This is a genomic window from Chryseobacterium sp. BGA-UO-ETr-SB22 (assembly GCF_059567885.1).
The window spans coordinates 734,510-751,759 of the sequence record NZ_JCAQOV010000005.1; the positions used below are offsets into that span (position 1 = coordinate 734,510).

16 protein-coding genes are annotated in these 17,250 nt (G+C 35.8%); 8 read left to right on the plus strand and 8 right to left on the minus strand.

The features are described from left to right. Nucleotides 1-26 precede the first annotated feature (26 nt). From AC57AW_RS10580 to AC57AW_RS10590, 3 genes are all read left to right on the plus strand, one after another. Complete coding sequence (locus AC57AW_RS10580) at nt 27-1,673, plus strand: ABC1 kinase family protein (protein WP_496351832.1); 1,647 nt, start codon at nt 27-29, stop codon at nt 1,671-1,673. A 70-nt stretch (nt 1,674-1,743) separates the two neighbouring features. Beyond that, on the plus strand, nt 1,744-2,253 hold the full coding sequence (locus AC57AW_RS10585; RefSeq protein WP_496351833.1) for a hypothetical protein: 510 nt from the start codon (nt 1,744-1,746) through the stop codon (nt 2,251-2,253). Between the two features lie 183 nt (nt 2,254-2,436). Beyond that, nucleotides 2,437-3,789 (plus strand): DEAD/DEAH box helicase, encoded by a 1,353-nt coding sequence (locus tag AC57AW_RS10590; RefSeq protein ID WP_318848006.1) that lies wholly within the window; start codon nt 2,437-2,439, stop codon nt 3,787-3,789. 41 nt (nt 3,790-3,830) lie between these two features. Here AC57AW_RS10590 and AC57AW_RS10595 read toward each other — a convergent pair whose 3' ends face one another. From AC57AW_RS10595 to AC57AW_RS10625, 7 genes are all read right to left on the minus strand, one after another. Next, complete coding sequence (locus AC57AW_RS10595) at nt 3,831-4,796, minus strand: tetratricopeptide repeat protein (protein WP_496351834.1); 966 nt, start codon at nt 4,794-4,796, stop codon at nt 3,831-3,833. 10 nt (nt 4,797-4,806) lie between these two features. Beyond that, complete coding sequence (locus AC57AW_RS10600; RefSeq protein WP_496351835.1) at nt 4,807-5,463, minus strand: GDSL-type esterase/lipase family protein; 657 nt, start codon at nt 5,461-5,463, stop codon at nt 4,807-4,809. Nucleotides 5,464-5,528: 65 nt separating this feature from the next. Beyond that, nucleotides 5,529-5,993 carry a lipocalin-like domain-containing protein gene (locus AC57AW_RS10605; protein WP_496351836.1) on the minus strand — a complete coding sequence of 155 codons (465 nt, stop codon included), beginning with the start codon at nt 5,991-5,993 and terminating at the stop codon, nt 5,529-5,531. A gap of 325 nt (nt 5,994-6,318) precedes the next feature. Beyond that, nucleotides 6,319-7,482, minus strand: a complete 1,164-nt coding sequence (locus AC57AW_RS10610) for an iron-containing alcohol dehydrogenase (protein ID WP_496351837.1) — start codon at nt 7,480-7,482, stop codon at nt 6,319-6,321. A 152-nt stretch (nt 7,483-7,634) separates the two neighbouring features. Then, nucleotides 7,635-8,240, minus strand: a complete 606-nt coding sequence (locus tag AC57AW_RS10615) for a hypothetical protein (protein ID WP_496351838.1) — start codon at nt 8,238-8,240, stop codon at nt 7,635-7,637. A gap of 35 nt (nt 8,241-8,275) precedes the next feature. Next, nucleotides 8,276-8,680 carry a hypothetical protein gene (locus tag AC57AW_RS10620; protein WP_496351839.1) on the minus strand — a complete coding sequence of 135 codons (405 nt, stop codon included), beginning with the start codon at nt 8,678-8,680 and terminating at the stop codon, nt 8,276-8,278. A gap of 72 nt (nt 8,681-8,752) precedes the next feature. Then, nucleotides 8,753-9,472 carry a hypothetical protein gene (locus tag AC57AW_RS10625; protein WP_496351840.1) on the minus strand — a complete coding sequence of 240 codons (720 nt, stop codon included), beginning with the start codon at nt 9,470-9,472 and terminating at the stop codon, nt 8,753-8,755. Between the two features lie 127 nt (nt 9,473-9,599). Between AC57AW_RS10625 and AC57AW_RS10630 the strand changes: the two genes are divergently transcribed. Then, complete coding sequence (locus tag AC57AW_RS10630; RefSeq protein WP_496351841.1) at nt 9,600-12,134, plus strand: phosphoenolpyruvate carboxylase; 2,535 nt, start codon at nt 9,600-9,602, stop codon at nt 12,132-12,134. Between the two features lie 183 nt (nt 12,135-12,317). On the opposite strand, the gene AC57AW_RS10635 is transcribed toward AC57AW_RS10630, so the two are convergent. Further along, entirely contained in the window at nt 12,318-13,919 is a 1,602-nt protein-coding gene (locus AC57AW_RS10635; RefSeq protein ID WP_496351842.1) for a S8/S53 family peptidase, read from the minus strand. Between the two features lie 89 nt (nt 13,920-14,008). Here AC57AW_RS10635 and AC57AW_RS10640 point away from each other — a divergent pair, with 89 nt between their 5' ends. The 4 genes from AC57AW_RS10640 (at nt 14,009) to AC57AW_RS10655 (ending at nt 17,213) form a co-directional block, all read left to right on the plus strand. Then, entirely contained in the window at nt 14,009-15,133 is a 1,125-nt protein-coding gene (locus AC57AW_RS10640; RefSeq protein WP_318847996.1) for a DegT/DnrJ/EryC1/StrS family aminotransferase, read from the plus strand. Between the two features lie 3 nt (nt 15,134-15,136). After that, nucleotides 15,137-15,577, plus strand: coding sequence for a hypothetical protein (locus tag AC57AW_RS10645; RefSeq protein ID WP_496351843.1), 441 nt, complete (start codon nt 15,137-15,139; stop codon nt 15,575-15,577). A gap of 8 nt (nt 15,578-15,585) precedes the next feature. Then, complete coding sequence (galE, locus tag AC57AW_RS10650) at nt 15,586-16,608, plus strand: UDP-glucose 4-epimerase GalE (RefSeq protein WP_496351844.1); 1,023 nt, start codon at nt 15,586-15,588, stop codon at nt 16,606-16,608. A gap of 152 nt (nt 16,609-16,760) precedes the next feature. Continuing rightward, a complete protein-coding gene (locus AC57AW_RS10655; protein ID WP_318847993.1) occupies nt 16,761-17,213 on the plus strand; it encodes an adenylyltransferase/cytidyltransferase family protein in 453 nt (150 codons plus the stop codon). Nucleotides 17,214-17,250 lie beyond the last annotated feature (37 nt).

Genomic DNA, 17,250 nt, shown 5'->3' on the forward strand with positions numbered 1-17,250 from the left:
TAAATTGCACCTACTATTGATATACTATGTTTGACAAGCAGCAAAGAAAACTGAAAAGATCCGCAAGACTGATTTCCGTATTGAGTAAATATGGATTCAAAGATATGCTGGCAAGAATGAATGGGGGAAATAAACAGGAAGAAACTTCCAGTTCAGATGAAATCATTTCAAAAGGAACCGTTTATGAAAGAATAAGACTGGCTCTTGAAGAACTGGGACCTACTTTTGTAAAGCTTGGCCAGACATTCAGCAATAGAGAGGATCTATTACCTCCGGAATTGATTCAGGAACTGCAGAAACTTCAGGATAAAGTAGAAACGGTAGATATGGATGTAGAAGAAGCGCTGGAAAGTGAGTTCAATATTTCCGTTAAAGATTATTTCCGCGAAATTCAGAAAGAACCATTGGCTACAGCTTCCATTGCACAGGTTTACAAAGCTGTTTTACTGGATGGCAGTCCGGTGATTTTAAAATTGAGAAAACCTGATGTACAGTCAGTTATTGAGGATGATTTATTGTTGATCAAAGACATTGAAAAGCTGATCTCTGCGTATTCCGAAATAGGAGAAAAACTTAATCTTAAGCAAGCCATTTCTACCTTTGAAAGGTCTTTGTTGGAAGAAGTTTCTTTGACTAATGAAAGAAATAATATCCAGCAGTTCCGTCTGAATTTTAAAAATAACAAAGAAACCTATGTCCCAAAAGTCTACGAAGAATTTTCCAACAACAATATTCTTTGTATGGAATTCATTGATGGGATAAAGGTTACTGATAAATCACTTCTCTTAGCCAATGGCATTGATCCTGTAAAAGTTTCCGAAGCAGGATTAAGGCTGTTTGTATCGCAGATCCTAGACTATGGATTCTTCCATGCAGATCCTCATGGCGGAAATATTTTAGTGAAAAAAGACGGTAAAATTGTCTTTATAGATTTTGGCGCGGTAGGAAAAATTCAACCTAATGATAAAGAAATTCTTGAAAATCTTATCGTAAGTTTTGTGGCCAAAAATTCACATAAAATAGTCCGCTCGCTCAAGAAAATGGCCATAAGCTATGAAATTCCTGATGAGAGAAGATTTGAAAACGATGTAGATGACATTCTGAATTTTGTTCACAGCTCATCACTGCAGGATATTAATGTACAGGTGATCATCAACAAGATGAAAGATATTTTAAAGGACAACAGGCTTTATATGCCAGATTATTTCTATCTTTTATTCAAAGGAATCAGCCTGATAGAAGGAGTAGGAAGAAGCATTAACCCTGATCTGGATATTGTTAAAAGTCTTCATCCTTACACCAAAAAGATTTTTACCAAGAAAATAAATCCTAAGAATCTTTTAAAAACAGGAATGGACAGAATGATGAATTTCACAGACAATGTGGATGAAATCCCGAAAGAGCTCCGTTCTGTTCTTCAAAAACTGGATGAAAACAAATTTACGGTTTCCAGTGAGATCAAAAATATAGATAAGACCAACCAGCTGATCAAATCCAGTGTAATCAATTTGATTCTGGCCATGATTTTAGGCGCGAATATCATTGCAACAGCAATTGTTTTTAGTTCAGAATCCGGCCCGAGAATAGGAGAGCTGTCTTTAGTAGCCGTTTTAGGTTTTGTTTTTTCAATCATTTTAGTATTAATACTTTTATTGAGAGTGACACGAAAGTAATCTGGAACATAAAAATTATAAATTCTAAAATCCGAATCTCCAATCCCACATCTAACAACCAAAATCAACAATGAAAACACTTATTATAACAGTCATCACTTTATTCAGCTCATATTGTATGGCTCAAGAAAACAATGGAGAAAAAATTCAGGGAGATTTTGATGGAAATGGAACCCAAGAATATGCCTATACAAAAGTAAGTGACTGTACTGATGAATGTTACGGAAAATGTGAAACCACTGTTTATTTCAGTGATAAAAAGATAAAACCATTCACTGTTTCGCCGGCCTATGACGGAACTTTATACAATCTTGGGGATCTTAATGAGGATGGTAAGGATGAACTTGGTATTTATCCTGGGTGGTGTACAAGCTGTTGGCGGGGGTTTCTGGTCTATACATCCGGGAAAACGGGCTGGAAACTTTTAATTCCTTCTATTTCCACGCATTGTAATCAGTGGGAAGAAGACAAATTTCCCATCAAAAAAGATCCGAAAAAGAAAGGATATGTTATTGTCACCTCCAGCAAATGGGAAGATGATGATATAAAAATAAAAAGCAACAGTGTGAAAGTGAATTAGATTGTTACTTTGTTGTTGGTCTTTTTTATTAACAGTTGAAAGTATTGTATCAATATAAATATATTTTGTTTTACTTAATATAATCAGGGAATATTCTCCCCCGGCAGCTAGTACCTGCAATCTGTAACCTAATATCTGCTCCCTCTAATTTTTAACTTGTAATTAAATACCTATCTTTGCAAAATGGAAAAACTCACTTTTGCAGATTTTGACCTTCCGGTTAAAATTCTTGATGTTTTAGCGGATTTGGAATTATTTGAACCTACACCCATTCAGGAGAAGAGCTTGAAACCTATTCTTTCAGGAAGAGATGTAATGGGAATTGCGCAAACCGGAACCGGGAAAACATTAGCTTACCTTTTACCCGTTCTTAAAACCTGGAAATACAGCAAAACCGGAAATCCAACTGTTTTGGTGCTTGTTCCTACAAGAGAATTGGTAGTACAGGTAACTGAAATCCTTGAGAAACTGACAGAAAATATTACTGCAAGAGTAATCGGAATATACGGTGGGAAAAATATCAATACTCAAAAACTATTGTTCAACAATGGCTGCGATATTTTGGTAGGAACCCCGGGAAGAGTGATGGACCTTTCCATAGACAATGCTATCTCTCTTAAAGAAGTTCAGAAACTTGTCATTGACGAATTTGATGAGATGCTTAATTTAGGTTTCAGACCGCAGCTTACCCATATTTTTGAAATGATGAAAGAGAAGAGACAGAATATTCTTTTCTCTGCAACCATGACGGAAGCTGTAGATGAAATGCTGGATGTATATTTTGCAAGCCCGATTGAAATTTCATTAGCAAAATCTGGAACACCGCTTGAAAAAATTGAGCAGACTGCTTATAAAGTAGAAAACTTCAATACCAAGATCAACTTACTTGAACATTTGCTGAAGAATGATACAGATATGTCCAAGGTATTGATTTTTAACAATAATAAAAGACATGCTGACCTGCTCTTTACTAAAATTGATGAACTTTTCCCTGAGCAGTTTGATGTAATTCACTCTAATAAGTCTCAGAACTACAGACTTAAGGCTATGAAGAGCTTTGAGAATGAAGAAGTGAGAGGTTTGATTACAACAGATGTAATGGCAAGAGGTCTTGATATTTCAAATATTACCCATGTGATCAACTTTGAAACTCCAGATATTCCTGAGCAGTATATCCACAGAATCGGTAGAACAGGTAGAGCAGACAAAGAAGGAAAGGCTATAACTTTTGTAACCAAAAAAGAGGAACCTTTGATTCTTGATATTGAGCTATTGATGGATAAAGATCTGAAATTTCATGAATTTCCGGAAGACGTTAAGATCAATCCTAAGAAGATCGCGGCTGAAGAAGATCAGGTGGTAATGAAAAACCCTGCACAGGTAAAACTGAATGATGGAGGAGGAGCTTTCCATGAGAAGAAAGCTAAGAATACAAAGGAAAACTGGGGTGGCCCATCCAAAAGAAAAACACCTAAGAAATTCGGTGCAAACAGAGCCCAGCAGAAATCCATATCAAAATCGAAAAGAAAGAAATAAAAAAGAAAACGATTCCAATATCAGGAATCGTTTTTTTATTTTTAATCGAATTGAATGTTGTTGCTTTTTAAAATTTCTTTAAACTTATCAGTCTTGCCTTCGTCTTTCATGCTCTTGTAAATGTATCCTATCATTTTTTCAGCATCAGATCGGTATGGTGATTTCTGTTCAGAATAAATCTTGTAAGCTTTACAAATATTATCAAGACCTTTCTCATTATTCTTCAGATGAGTAAAGTAAACTTGCCCCATTCCATAGTAAACTTCCGGATCACCGGGATATACTTTGTCAAAATCATTATAGGCATCAATAGCTTTCTGATATTCCTTTTTATAAACATACGTGATTGCTATATTCTGCAAAGGCATTTTACCTTTTGGATCAGCAGCCAATGACTGTTTATAAGCATTTAGAGCCTTATCATATTCTCCAACTCTTCTATAGGTGATTCCCAGATTATCCCAAGCATAAATGAATTTCGGATCAGCTTTTACAGCCTGTTCATAATTTTGAATAGCTTCTTTCCAGTTTTCTGCTTTTCCCGCATCAGCGGCTTTTTCATAGAAGTCAATTGCTGTATCATTTTTTGAGAATTTGTCATAACTGGTTTCAGTAGTTTCGGTAGCTCTTTGCACACTCTCGCAGTTTTGCATCAGATAGCGTTCCAGCTCATTATAGCTGTCCTTGTACTGCTGTGAATTCTTATTAGTATTAAAATTCAGGTTAATCTGCTTTTTTCCGTTGACACTGGGGGCGTTTTCAGATTGTTTTTCTGCTCCTTTCAAAAGGGTAGATATCTGAAGTGCTCCGGTGTATTTGTCAATACATCCATGCACATCTTTAATGATATCTTCTTTCTTTCTGTTAGACAGAGCAATAGAATCAGCGCATTTACATGCGTTTTCTGAAAGTTCCTGAAGAATTGTTTTTTCATTCGGTTTCTCCTGAGAAAAAGAAAGAGAATACAGTAAAACGGAAAATAAAATGGTTATTGGTTTTTTTATCATGGGTTGTCGTTTATTTCAGGTAAGGAGTGATCACTTTGGTCCAGATTTTATATCCTTCCGGTTTAAAATGAAGCATATCTTCCACAAAAATATCTTTTCTTACATTTCCGTCAGCATCTTCCATAGCTTTAGTGACATCTATGAATTCAGCATTGGGTTCTTTTTTCATAAATGCAGCGATCTTTTTGTTGGCAATTTTCATCTGCGGCCAGATCACTTCTCTGCTTGGCGAGTATTTAATGGAGATATAATCAACTTCAATATTAGGGAACCTTTCACGTATTTTTTTATAAAAAGCTTTATATCTGTTCACTACTACTTTTGCTTTTAGCTGATGGTTGTCTGCAAAATCATTTTCACCACAGTAAATAATGATTTGTTTAGGCTGATAGGGAGCTAAAAGATCATTTGAAAAATCATTAAGGTCTGTAAGCCTGGAACCTCCGAATCCTCTGTTGATAATTTTTTTATCAGGAAAATAATCTGCTATATCAGTCCATTTTGTGAATGATGAGCTTCCCAGAAATAAGATAGCATCCTTTGGCGGCGGGTTTTGTTGATCCTGTTTTTTGAATTCCTGGATGTCCTGCCAGAACATTGGTTTTTTTTCCTGAGAAAAGGCAATAGTAAAGCACAGCAATAGAAATGCTGATAGAATCTTCTTCATTATATTCAGTTTTAAATTAGATATAAAAGTAATAAAAAACTCCCGTTAATCGGGAGTTTTATGATTTATCTTTTGTAAGTAACATATGGGATATCAGGAATTTTATCTCCATCCATATCAAAAATTCCGGATTTCTGAGCAAGTTTAAGATCTTTACCTGTCAAAACATCAATTCTGTAAGTGATGGGTGCTTCTTCTTCACCAAACTTAATCCCTATAACTTTTGAATCTGCATCATAAGTATATCTTCCTTCAGTTTTTGGAGATGGAGTGCAATCTGCACCTACTCCTGTATAGGCTGTATAGCTCACATAATAATCTGTTCTTAGGAAAAGAGTATTTTTGGTTGCACATCCAGTTAATGTTTCAGTATAAAGCACTGTTTTATTATCTTTTCCGGAAATTACTTCCCTTTTAACTTCCTTCCAATCTCCCTTCATGATATCCATTTCGTAAGCGTCAAGATTGTCATCTTTACAAGAAGTAAGTGCCAGGGCAGAAAAGGCAAATAAAAGTAGCTGTTTTTTCATTTTCACAAAATTTAAGAATATGCTAAAATATAAATAAATTTGAAATATCTATAATGAAATAATGATTTTTTAAACGAATGTTTGTAAATTGAATAATTTTGAGAGGGTAATCAGTATTTTCAAGCGTACAAAGCCATAAAAATAAAAAATCGATTAAAAAAACATACAGTTTGTCAATAATATCTATAATCAAAAGAAGCGGGCTTTAGCCCGCTTTCTATATAAATTAACTACCATTTCTGGCTTCAGCCAAAACTTAAAAGACTAGCCAGAACGTAATTTTTAAATCTTAAATCTTAAACCTTAAATTTTGAACTTTGAATTATTAGTAGCTCATCTCCACAATTTTATAGGCATCCTGCGGAGTCAGTTTTTTATACTCCCCAAGACCTAGCCATTTTCTGTCTGTAAAGGCTTTTTCAACCTTTTCAGCTGTTCCTTTAAAGTCTTCTGTATATTCAGAAAGTTTGGTTTTGATATGAAGACTGTGGAAGAATTCTTCCATTTTCTTGATTCCCAGCTCTGCTTTTTCTTCTACGCTTCCGTCTTTTATTCCCCAAACTCTCTCTGCATATTGTGCAAGTTTCCCTTTTTTATCATCAAAATTGTAACGGTAGTGGGATGGAGCGATAATTGCCAGTGTTCTGGCATGATCAATACCAAAATAAGCTGTCAGCTCATGTCCCATAGCATGTACTGCCCAGTCTGTAATCACTCCTTTCTGGATCAGTCCGTTCAGAGCCATTGTACAGCACCACATAAAGTTTCCGGCAGCATCGTAGTTGAAATCATCAGCCAATACTTTAGGAGCAGTTTCCTGAAGGCTGATCAGAATACTCTCTGCAATTCTTTCCTGAAGATCAGCAGAAGAAGGAACCGTCATGTATTGTTCCAATACGTGGGTATACGCATCGGTAATTCCGTTCACAATTTGATTTTTTGGAATAGACCTGATCACTTCAGGATCCAGTACAGAAAACTGTGGGAAAAGACCGGGACCTCCGGAAGATAGTTTTTCATTGGTCTCTCTTCTTGAAATAACATACCCCGAATTCATTTCTGAACCGGTTGCAGGCAACGTTAAAATACTTCCAAACGGCATTCCTTGTCCTTCAAAAGTTCTTACCGAATTTCTAAGGATATCCCATGGCTCACCAGTATAATTAGCTGCTGCAGAAAGGAATTTTGTTCCGTCAATCACAGATCCGCCACCAACAGCAAGAAGGTAAGTGATATTTTTTTCTTTAATAAAACCTAAGGCATTGATTAAGACTTCATATTCAGGATTGGCAGGAACTCCACCAAATTCATACACTTCATGATCTTTCAAAGCTTCTTTTACCTGGTCGTAGACACCATTGTTTTTGATGCTCCCACCTCCGTAAATCATTAATATTTTGGCATCTTTAGGGATTTCTTTGGAAATTTTAGCGATTTCGCCTTTCCCGAAAAGTATTTTTGTTGGATTTTTAAACTCGAAATTAAGCATTGTTCTAAATTTATTGTACCCAAATTTACGGAATGGAAAAGGAAAATTGAGTTAATGAAATTTTAAAATTGCTATTATTATATTTTATGAAAGCTATTGCTTTATGAAGCATAGAAACTATTTTGTGTCTTAGCGTTTTCTAAAAAAAATAATTACAAAGAAGTACAGTTTTCATCTTTTGAATAGATTCCATTACTTTTTGCCTCCAGTTTTCCGGTTTTTCTGTTGATTTTAACCAAAAAAGATTCTTTCACAACGGGACAGCCCTTAGACTGCATAAGATACATAGAGATATGGCGGTCCTCAATTTTATAAGTTCCGGTAAAACGGTTACTCGTATCTACCGAATAACCATAAGTCTTGGCCAGTAAAATAGCTTCAGGAAGATTGTCCACCGTTCCGATAAAATCTCTTAACTGCTGTTCATTGGAAAAGTAAACAGATCTTTCATTTTTACATGCAAGGATGTATGAAAAACAGTTGCTGCCCATACATTTCTGGAAAAAACCTCTTTCCGGAACAGGCTCATTGATCGTCATAAAATCGGGAGCCTGGCTCTCGTAGATCACTGCTTTTTCATAATCAGTGTCATTACTGAGCACCCGCCAGTAGGCATAGTCTTTATCAGGAACAATGAAAGGATAGAGATAATCTACCGTATCAAGGATATCAGGAATTTTTTTATAATCATCAGGAACCTTGATCTGCCCAAAGAGGAGATTGGAAAGGATCAGGGAAAAAGCGATGATGAGTTTCATAGATAACGTGTTTTTCAGTACAAATTTAAAGAGAATTATTCCAATACAATTTTATAATATCCCTTTTCATCAGTTACATCAATATCTATCCCTGTAAAAGTCAGTTTATTGATTTGATACCCATCACAAGCCCCTTTAAATTCCGATGACTGTATTGAAAAATCAAGGTTTTTGATATTAGAATAAAATTTATATTTTTTTGTTCCGTTATAAGCACCTACATTTTCTACAATAAACTTGTTGTCTGATGTTTTGCTTAATTGTACATTAACATTGTTTTCATCCTGAACCGAATAGGTGGTCAATGCTCCGTTGGCAATAAGATTTTCATTATTGGAATTTACAAACTCAAAAATGATGGGTAGCGGTGCATTGTAACAATCTTTTTCACAAGAGATGAACAGAATGGCTAGGAGTAGAAAAGTAAATATTTTTTTCATGGATTATGGATGTTGTACGAGTAAAATTAATGAAAATTATATTAAAGTATCTTTTACATATATATCAAAGAATTAGTCGAGCATATGTTCCACAAACGGAACAATCCTGTTATTCTCAATTTTTCCATTGATATAAACAGAATCGCCATTCTTGAAAATATATTCATTGACAAGAAGATTATTTAACCCGTCAGGTTCAAAAAAAGACTGAATCCAGGGATGCTGATCTTTTAATAAAGAAATTTTTTGAGTCCCTCTGGCTTTATAATCTTGCAGATAATAAGGTGTTCTATCACTGGTAGTATAAGTTTCGTAGACAAAAGGCATGTTTCTTTGATCCGGATTTTTTATGATACATCTATTAAAATCAATAGGATATGGTTTCCCATTGATTAAAAGTTGAGCTCCTTTGGGATAGCCTGCTGCCATGACGTAATCGAATTTTTCGTAGTTTTCTTTATATCGTTTGTTTCGTTTGACTGTACCCACACGCAGTAGATAGAATGCCGCATCTTTTCCTGATAGAGGAGCTGAGATCGTTTGGTCTGTATAAACGGTACATTTAAGAACCGGTAATGAGTGGATGGCATCTACCTGCTTATTGTACTCATCAACTCTTTCCTGCATTGATTCCATACTGCCAAAAGCAAAAGAGCTAAAAGCTATTGCTGAAAAAACAAAGACCAGCATAAACACTCCAAATATGATTAAAATAGTTTTCAGTCCCTTTTTATCAAGCTGGGTTCCGTTGGTTTTAACATTCACATTGGCGTTAAAATTGAATTTGATCATGGTTCTTTTAATAGCTTTCAAAACTAAGTAATTCCTGAACAAAAATTAATATAAATTTCATTTTCATGGCTGTAATTTTTGTCATTTGTCAATTCAATTCATTTAAAAATCGCTTACATTTGTTACTATGATACACGACCAACGCGCAGAAAAATTCAGGCAGATCGTGGAAAATAAGTTCCAGATCTACAATTCATTATTTATGAGCCTGCCTTATGATAAAATGACGAATATCGGAATGCTGCTTCCGTTTCTTTATGAGGAAAGCAGAACCGGCTATGAAGCAGGAAAAACTCCCGAAAACATCGTCGAAGAATTTTTTAAAAACCATACCGATCTTCAGACCGAAGAGCAGAAACTCGAACTGCTTTTTAAGATCATTCAGTATATAGAAAGACAGGTAGTTTTGTTTGACAGTATTGAAGATGCTGCTTTTCCCAATCTTCATTCCGAAAGTGACAGCGGTACCGTAACCAATCTCTTTGAACGTTCTTTTCAGGATCATAAAATTGAAAAAGTTCGCGAAAAATTAAAAGACTTTAGTATAAAAGTTGTTTTTACGGCGCACCCTACACAGTTTTATCCAAGCTCCGTACAAAGGATCATTCAGGATTTACGAGGAGCTATTACCAGTGACTCCGTTACTCAGATTGATATGCTTTTGCAGCAGCTAGGGAAGACTCCTTTTGTCAACAAAGAAAAACCAACTCCTATAGATGAGGCTTTAAGCATCATTTCATACCTGAGATATGTGTATTACGATACGATTGGCGAACTGTTTACAAAGATCAAAAAGACTTTTGGAAATGGGCATTTTCACCTTCATGAAGATATTATTCAGCTTGGATTCTGGCCTGGAGGAGACAGGGACGGAAATCCGTTTGTAACGGCAGATGTGACGAAAAGAGTGGCGGAAGAACTTCGCTCAGCCATTCTGAAATCCTATTACAGTCATTTGAAATTCATCAGAAGAAGATTGAGTTTCAGAGGGGTTTCTGAAGTTTTAACCCAATTAAGTGAAGAGTTGTACGCTGCCATTTTTGATGGAAAAAGTATTACAGCTGAAGATATTTTAAAGAAAGCCGCAGAAGCGGAAACAATAGTAATTAATGAACATAATTCCTTGTTTTTAGATCTTCTGGCTAATTTCAAGGATCGGGTGATGATCTTCGGAACTCACTTTGCAACGTTGGATATCCGCCAGGATAGCAGGATTCATCAGAAAGTGATTGATGACGTTTACGCAAAAGTATACGGGAATGAAGAGGCTGATTACGAACATAAATTCAATAAGCTTATTCAGGTTTCAGAAACCGTAAAGGCTGAAGATTTTGAAGATATTGTGAAAGATACATTGTTAACGGTTTCACAGGTTACAGGCATTCAGAATCTGAACGGATTAAGAGGAATGAACCGTTATATTATTTCCAATTCCGATGCGGTAAAAGATGTGATGAACGTCTATGCATTCTTTAAAGTCTGTGGTTATAAAGATGAAGATATCAATATGGATATTGTTCCCCTTTTTGAAACGATGGAAGGTCTTGCTAACGCTGAAAACGTGATGAATGAACTGTATCATAATCCTGTTTACAAAAAACACCTGGAAAAAAGAGGAAACCAGCAGACTATTATGCTTGGATTTTCTGATGGAACTAAAGATGGCGGATATTTAAAAGCCAACTGGGAAATTTATAAAGCAAAAGAAGTATTGACCAAGCTTTCCGAGCAGAAAAATATCAAAGTTATATTCTTTGATGGCAGAGGTGGACCACCAGCCAGAGGAGGAGGAAAGACCCATGATTTCTATGCTTCTCAGGGAAAAACTATTGCCAATAATAAGATTGAACTTACAATTCAGGGGCAGACGATTACCAGTATTTTTGGAAATAAAGAACAGGCAAAATACAACTTTGAACAGCTTCTGACCGCTGGTGTGGAAAATGATGTATTCAAAAATGCAAAAAAAGAGCTTACAGAAAAGGAAAGAGCGCTGATCATTGAATTGGCAGATATCAGCTACGGAAAATATTCAGACTTAAAAGCTCATCCTATGTTTGTCCCATACCTTCAGGAGATGAGTACCCTTGAATATTATGGAAAAACAAATATCGGAAGCCGTCCTTCCAAAAGAGGAAACGGAAGCGAACTGAAATTTGAAGATCTGAGAGCTATCCCGTTTGTGGGGTCATGGTCACAGTTGAAGCAAAACGTTCCCGGATTCTTCGGTTTTGGGTATGCGATGCAAAAAATGAAAGAGCAGGGAAGGTTTGAAGAAGTAAGAGAACTCTATAAAGGTTCGGATTTCTTTAAAACTTTAGTGTTGAACTCGATGATGAGTATGAACAAGTCTTATTTCCCACTGACCTATTATATTAAAAGCAACCCGAAGTTTGGTGCATTCTGGAATGTTCTTTTTGATGAATATGAGCTTTCAAGAGAAATCATGCTGGAATTGACCGGATTTAAAATGCTTCAGGAAGAAGATCCTCTGTCCAGAAAATCAGTGAAGATCCGTGAAAAGATTGTACTTCCATTATTGAGCATTCAACAATATGCGTTGATGAAAATACAGAAAGGAGAGGGCAATAAAGAAGCTTATGAAAAGCTGGTGACCCGTTCTTTATTCGGGAATATTAATGCGAGTAGAAACTCAGCGTAAGTTATTTAAACAAATGTTTTGTACAGATTGTACAGTAATATATCAATAGGAACGGGCTTTAGCCCGTTCTTTTTTATGAATCCATCCATCGGCTTTAGCCAAAATAGAGTATATGCGGTTTTAGAAAACTCATAATATCCCTCGCACATTCAACAAATCAAAATCTGTGAGAGACAAAAATTTTTATTCCTTTAAGAATTTCTCATAGTAAACTTTATCCTTCATCTGAATTTTCAGGTAATAAGTTCCTTTTGAAAAATCTTCCACTTTTATAGATTTCTGATGATTGCTTTTTCTGATCAGTCTTCCCAGGTTATCATAAATTTCTAAGGATTGAACTTCCTGCTCTGATGCTATATTCAGAATGTTTTTAACAGGATTCGGGAAAATAGAAAGTTTATCTTTCTTTACCATTTCAGAAGTATTCAGAACCAGATTATACAGGCTTCCGAAGTTGAGAATACCATATCCTGTCTGATCTGAATGAGCAGGATAAAGCGAAGCCGTTTGTCTTAGCTTTGTTCTCATCTGCTCCCTGTCCATCGTTGGAAATGCCTGGATAAGACAGGCTACACCTCCTGCAGCAATAGGAGTAGCAATGGACGTTCCGTTTACAATTGTAGTAGCATTATCATACACGGTTGTTGTAGCAGTTCCTTGGGTACTTCCATCAGGTTTTACCACTCCAACAGAGTTAGGTCCGAAAGATGAAAATCCGGATGCATTTCCTGCAGAATCTACAGATCCGATAGAGAATACTTTAGCATTGTCAGATGGGGTCATCAGATAATGCCATGGCTGTAACCCGGAATTTCCGGCAGCAGCAAGAACAAAAATTCCTTTTTCAGCAGCAATACCTGCTCCGCGGGCAATGAAAGAAGTAGTTCCGTTCATATTGGCATATGTATAATTGTAACGGCTTTCATCAAAAACGTTGTATCCCAGTGATGAGGTGATGATTTCTACGCCTTTTCTATCCGCTTCCTCAGCGGCTTCAATCCAGTATAGCTCTTCTTCAGGAACTTCTACAGTGGCATTTTCACTTCGGTAGAGATAGAAATCAGCATCCGGAGCAGCACCAACAAAAATATCTTCCAGATATCCGCCGATAGCTCCTAATACCACAGAGCCATGCGGACTGAGTGTTGTATTGTAAATGTTTCCGGTTTTAGTGACAAAATCATAGGCCGCTTTTATATGATTACCATTCCATAATCTTGAAAAAGCAGTTCCCGTATTCACCGTTGGAAATCCGGCATCAATGACTGCTATAGAAATCCCTGTTCCGGTATAACCTGCCAGGTGAAGAGGGCGGATATTTACCTGATCAATTTGGCCGGCACCGGAACCATAATTAAAGGTGGTAAGCAGTTTATTGAGATTGGCATCATCTTTCCATTTTCCAGGTGCTGCTTTTACAGTGGTTGAGCTGTTTCTGGCAAAACTTTCAACAGACAAAACAAAAGATTGAGTCTGCAGCAAGGCTTTTTGGGCAGGAGTAGCATTCACTGCAGCTCCGTTGAGCCATTTTGAGTAATCTGTAACAGTAAATCCTAAATTTTGAAGATTCTGAAGGTAAGACTGTTCAATAGGCGCATCCTGATCGTTGAGAGGAATTCCCAGCGTTGTACGTCTGTTGAGTGATTTCTGGCTGAGTTCAGACAGCGGATTTGCATAGAAAGCAGCCTTATTCGGCTTATCAGTAAAGAAAACAAAAACAAGTTCTGTTTGGGCAGATACATTAAGATAACCTGTTAGGAAACAAAAGAGTAAAAGTTTTTTCATAAGATTATTTTGTATAAAGATAAAAACAAAAATCAATAAAATTTTTGATAGGATATTAAATTCCTTATTTTTACAGAAATATTTGTTATATGAAAAAAATTCAGATGGTTGACTTGCAAAGTCAGTATTACAAAATAAAGAATGATGTAGACAATGCAGTTTTGAATGTAATGGACTCTGCAGCGTTTATTAACGGTCCTGAAGTAAAGTCTTTCCAGAATGAATTGGAGTCTTATTTAGAAGTAAAACATGTGATTCCATGTGCCAATGGTACAGATGCATTACAGATTGCCCTAATGGCATTAGATCTGAAAGAAGGAGATGAAATTATCACAGCTGATTTTACTTTTGCTGCAACGGTAGAAGTAATTCACCTGCTTAAATTGAAATCTGTATTGGTAGATGTAGATTATGATACATTCACTATTTCTACAGAACAGATTAAAAAAGCGATTACGCCAAGAACAAAAGCGATTATTCCGGTACACATTTTCGGACAGTGTGCCAATATGGAAGAAATTTTGAAAATTGCTGAAGAGCACAATCTATATGTTATTGAGGACAATGCCCAGGCAATTGGTGCAGAATATACATTCTCTGACGGAACTGTAAAACAGGCAGGAACAATGTCTACTGTAGGAACAACTTCTTTCTTTCCTTCAAAAAACCTTGGATGCTACGGAGATGGTGGAGCTATTTTCACCAACAACGATGAATTAGCACACCGTTTGAGAGGAATTGTAAACCACGGAATGTACGAAAGATATTACCATGATGAGGTAGGAGTAAACTCCCGTCTGGATAGCATTCAGGCTGCAGTTTTAAGAAAAAAACTTCCTCACCTTGATTCTTACAACGAAGCAAGAAAAAGAGCAGCAGATTTTTATGATGAAGCATTCGAAGGAAACCCGAATATTCTAACTCCCAAAAGAGCTGAAAATTCTACTCACGTATTCCACCAGTATACTTTAAGAATTCTGAACGGACAACGTAATGAGCTTCAGAAGTTTTTAACGGAAAAAGAAATCCCTGCAATGATCTATTATCCGGTAGCACTGAGAAAGCAGAAAGCCTACTTCCAGGAAAGCAATGATGCAGACTTTGTGAATACAGATAAGCTATTGGATCAGGTAATTTCTTTACCAATGCATACAGAATTAGACGAAGAACAACTGAAGTATATCACGGATGCGGTTCTTGAGTTTATGAAATAATTAATGAAAAAAAGGTTATTTAGATATAAGGGAATCAATGCATTTGTAATTGTTTTCAATTTTTTGATGATTTTTATACTTGGTTTTGGTATTTATGATACTTATAACCTTTTTAAAAGCGAGACAAACGATATCTCACTTAAAGTATATATTCTACTGTTTACAGGGGTTTTTATGTGTTCATTAGCTTGTATAAGTTTAATAACGGTTATCATAAGATCTTCGAGAAGTATAATAATTACGAATATATTTTATGGTTTTCTTGCTTTTGTACTTTTGTTATCATGGCTTTTACGAAAGTTTAATGATGAGGAAGAAAGTATTTCATTGGGATATTATTTAATGATAGGTGTTGTTTTATTTTTAATTGTATTAATAAATAAATTTAAATACAAAGAAATAGAATATGAAAACATCGATCTTATAGGAAAACACAAAGATTAAAAAATAAAATGGCAATACTTGTTACGGGAGGACTTGGATATATTGGTTCTCACACAGTGGTAGAACTTATCAATAGCGGCTTTGAAGTAGTTATTGTAGATGATTTATCCAATACGGAAAGATTTATTTTAAAGAATATAGAAGAGATTACAGGTAAAAAGCCGGCTTTTTATCCTTTTGATCTAAGAAGAAAGGAGCTTCTTACTCAGGTTTTTGATGCCCATCAGATCGATGGTTGTATCAATTTTGCAGCTTTTAAAGCAGTAGGAGAGAGCCAGATAAAGCCGGTGGACTATTATGAGAATAATTTGTTCTCAATGATTAATATTCTTCAGGAATTTAAAGAAAGAGAAATCTCCAACTTTATTTTCAGTTCATCCTGTACAGTATACGGGCAGGCAGATGTAATGCCAATTGACGAAAATACTCCTTTAAAAGTACCTGAAAGTGTATATGGGAAAACAAAACAAATGGGAGAGCAGATCCTTATTGATTTTGCAAATGCTTATCAACGTAAAATTTCGTTATTAAGATATTTTAACCCAATCGGAGCACATCCTTCTGCAAAACTTGGAGAACTGCCGATAGGAATTCCTAATAACCTGGTACCTTATGTGATGCAGACCGCTTCAGGAGTACGCGAGAAACTGAGTATTTGGGGAGATGATTATGCTACAGAGGACGGGACAGCCGTTCGTGATTATATTTATGTTGTTGACCTGGCGAAAGCGCATGTTGCAGCATTAAAGAAATTGATAGAAGATTCTTCAACTGAAGCTGTGATTGATACCTACAATCTGGGAACAGGAAAAGGTTCATCTGTATTGGAAGTGGTGAAAGCTTTTGAAAAGGCTAATAATGTAGAAGTACCCTATCAGATCTGCGCAAGAAGAGAAGGAGATATCACGATTGCATATGCCAACGCTGAAAAGGCCGAAAAAGAGCTCAATTGGAAGTCTGAAACGTCTCTGGAAGAATCTTTAAGAACGGTTTGGGAATGGCAGAAATACTTGAATACAAGGAATGTATAGTTTCAATGGTTATGAAATTTTACTAACCATATGAAAGAACAATTAAAGAACGAATTATATAAACAAATTACAAAACATCTTCCCTGAATTTTTTGTTTTTTATCTTTTTAAAAGAACATTTATTTCAGTGAAGTTTTTAATTCAAAATTAATATGAAGACACAGAGAATAGGGATTACATTTTCCTCATTTGACTTATTACATGCTGGGCACATCAAAATGCTTGAAGAAGCCAAAACTGTATGTGATTATTTAATCGTAGGACTTCAGATCGACCCTTCCCACGATCGTCCCAACAAAAATAAGCCAAGCCAGACCATCGTTGAAAGATACATTCAACTGAAAGCAGTAAATGCGGTGGATGAGATCATTCCTTATTATACGGAAGAAGATCTTTTGGATATTTTAAAATCATTTGTGATTGATGTAAGAATCATTGGAGATGATTATATGGACAGAGACTTTACAGGTAAAAAATACTGTGAAGAAAAAGGAATTGAGATCTTTTACAACAAAAGAGACCATAGGTTTTCCACCAGTGATCTGAGAAGAAGAATCTATGAAGCTGAAAAAGAAAAAGATTCACAAGCTGAGACTGTAAAATAACATTAATAAAAAAATCCCGAAAAGTACTTTTCGGGAT

What these genes read in the sequence shown, in the direction of transcription:
- AC57AW_RS10590 (WP_318848006.1), top strand. Translation starts at nt 2,437, where the DNA reads ATGGAAAAACTCACTTTTGCAGATTTTGACCTTCCGGTTAAAATTCTT.
- AC57AW_RS10580 (WP_496351832.1), top strand. Translation starts at nt 27, where the DNA reads ATGTTTGACAAGCAGCAAAGAAAACTGAAAAGATCCGCAAGACTGATT.
- AC57AW_RS10625 (WP_496351840.1), bottom strand. Translation starts at nt 9,472, where the DNA reads ATGATCAAATTCAATTTTAACGCCAATGTGAATGTTAAAACCAACGGA.
- AC57AW_RS10640 (WP_318847996.1), top strand. Translation starts at nt 14,009, where the DNA reads ATGAAAAAAATTCAGATGGTTGACTTGCAAAGTCAGTATTACAAAATA.
- AC57AW_RS10585 (WP_496351833.1), top strand. Translation starts at nt 1,744, where the DNA reads ATGAAAACACTTATTATAACAGTCATCACTTTATTCAGCTCATATTGT.
- AC57AW_RS10645 (WP_496351843.1), top strand. Translation starts at nt 15,137, where the DNA reads ATGAAAAAAAGGTTATTTAGATATAAGGGAATCAATGCATTTGTAATT.
- AC57AW_RS10635 (WP_496351842.1), bottom strand. Translation starts at nt 13,919, where the DNA reads ATGAAAAAACTTTTACTCTTTTGTTTCCTAACAGGTTATCTTAATGTA.
- AC57AW_RS10630 (WP_496351841.1), top strand. Translation starts at nt 9,600, where the DNA reads ATGATACACGACCAACGCGCAGAAAAATTCAGGCAGATCGTGGAAAAT.
- AC57AW_RS10605 (WP_496351836.1), bottom strand. Translation starts at nt 5,993, where the DNA reads ATGAAAAAACAGCTACTTTTATTTGCCTTTTCTGCCCTGGCACTTACT.
- AC57AW_RS10615 (WP_496351838.1), bottom strand. Translation starts at nt 8,240, where the DNA reads ATGAAACTCATCATCGCTTTTTCCCTGATCCTTTCCAATCTCCTCTTT.
- galE (WP_496351844.1), top strand. Translation starts at nt 15,586, where the DNA reads ATGGCAATACTTGTTACGGGAGGACTTGGATATATTGGTTCTCACACA.
- AC57AW_RS10655 (WP_318847993.1), top strand. Translation starts at nt 16,761, where the DNA reads ATGAAGACACAGAGAATAGGGATTACATTTTCCTCATTTGACTTATTA.
- AC57AW_RS10600 (WP_496351835.1), bottom strand. Translation starts at nt 5,463, where the DNA reads ATGAAGAAGATTCTATCAGCATTTCTATTGCTGTGCTTTACTATTGCC.
- AC57AW_RS10595 (WP_496351834.1), bottom strand. Translation starts at nt 4,796, where the DNA reads ATGATAAAAAAACCAATAACCATTTTATTTTCCGTTTTACTGTATTCT.
- AC57AW_RS10620 (WP_496351839.1), bottom strand. Translation starts at nt 8,680, where the DNA reads ATGAAAAAAATATTTACTTTTCTACTCCTAGCCATTCTGTTCATCTCT.
- AC57AW_RS10610 (WP_496351837.1), bottom strand. Translation starts at nt 7,482, where the DNA reads ATGCTTAATTTCGAGTTTAAAAATCCAACAAAAATACTTTTCGGGAAA.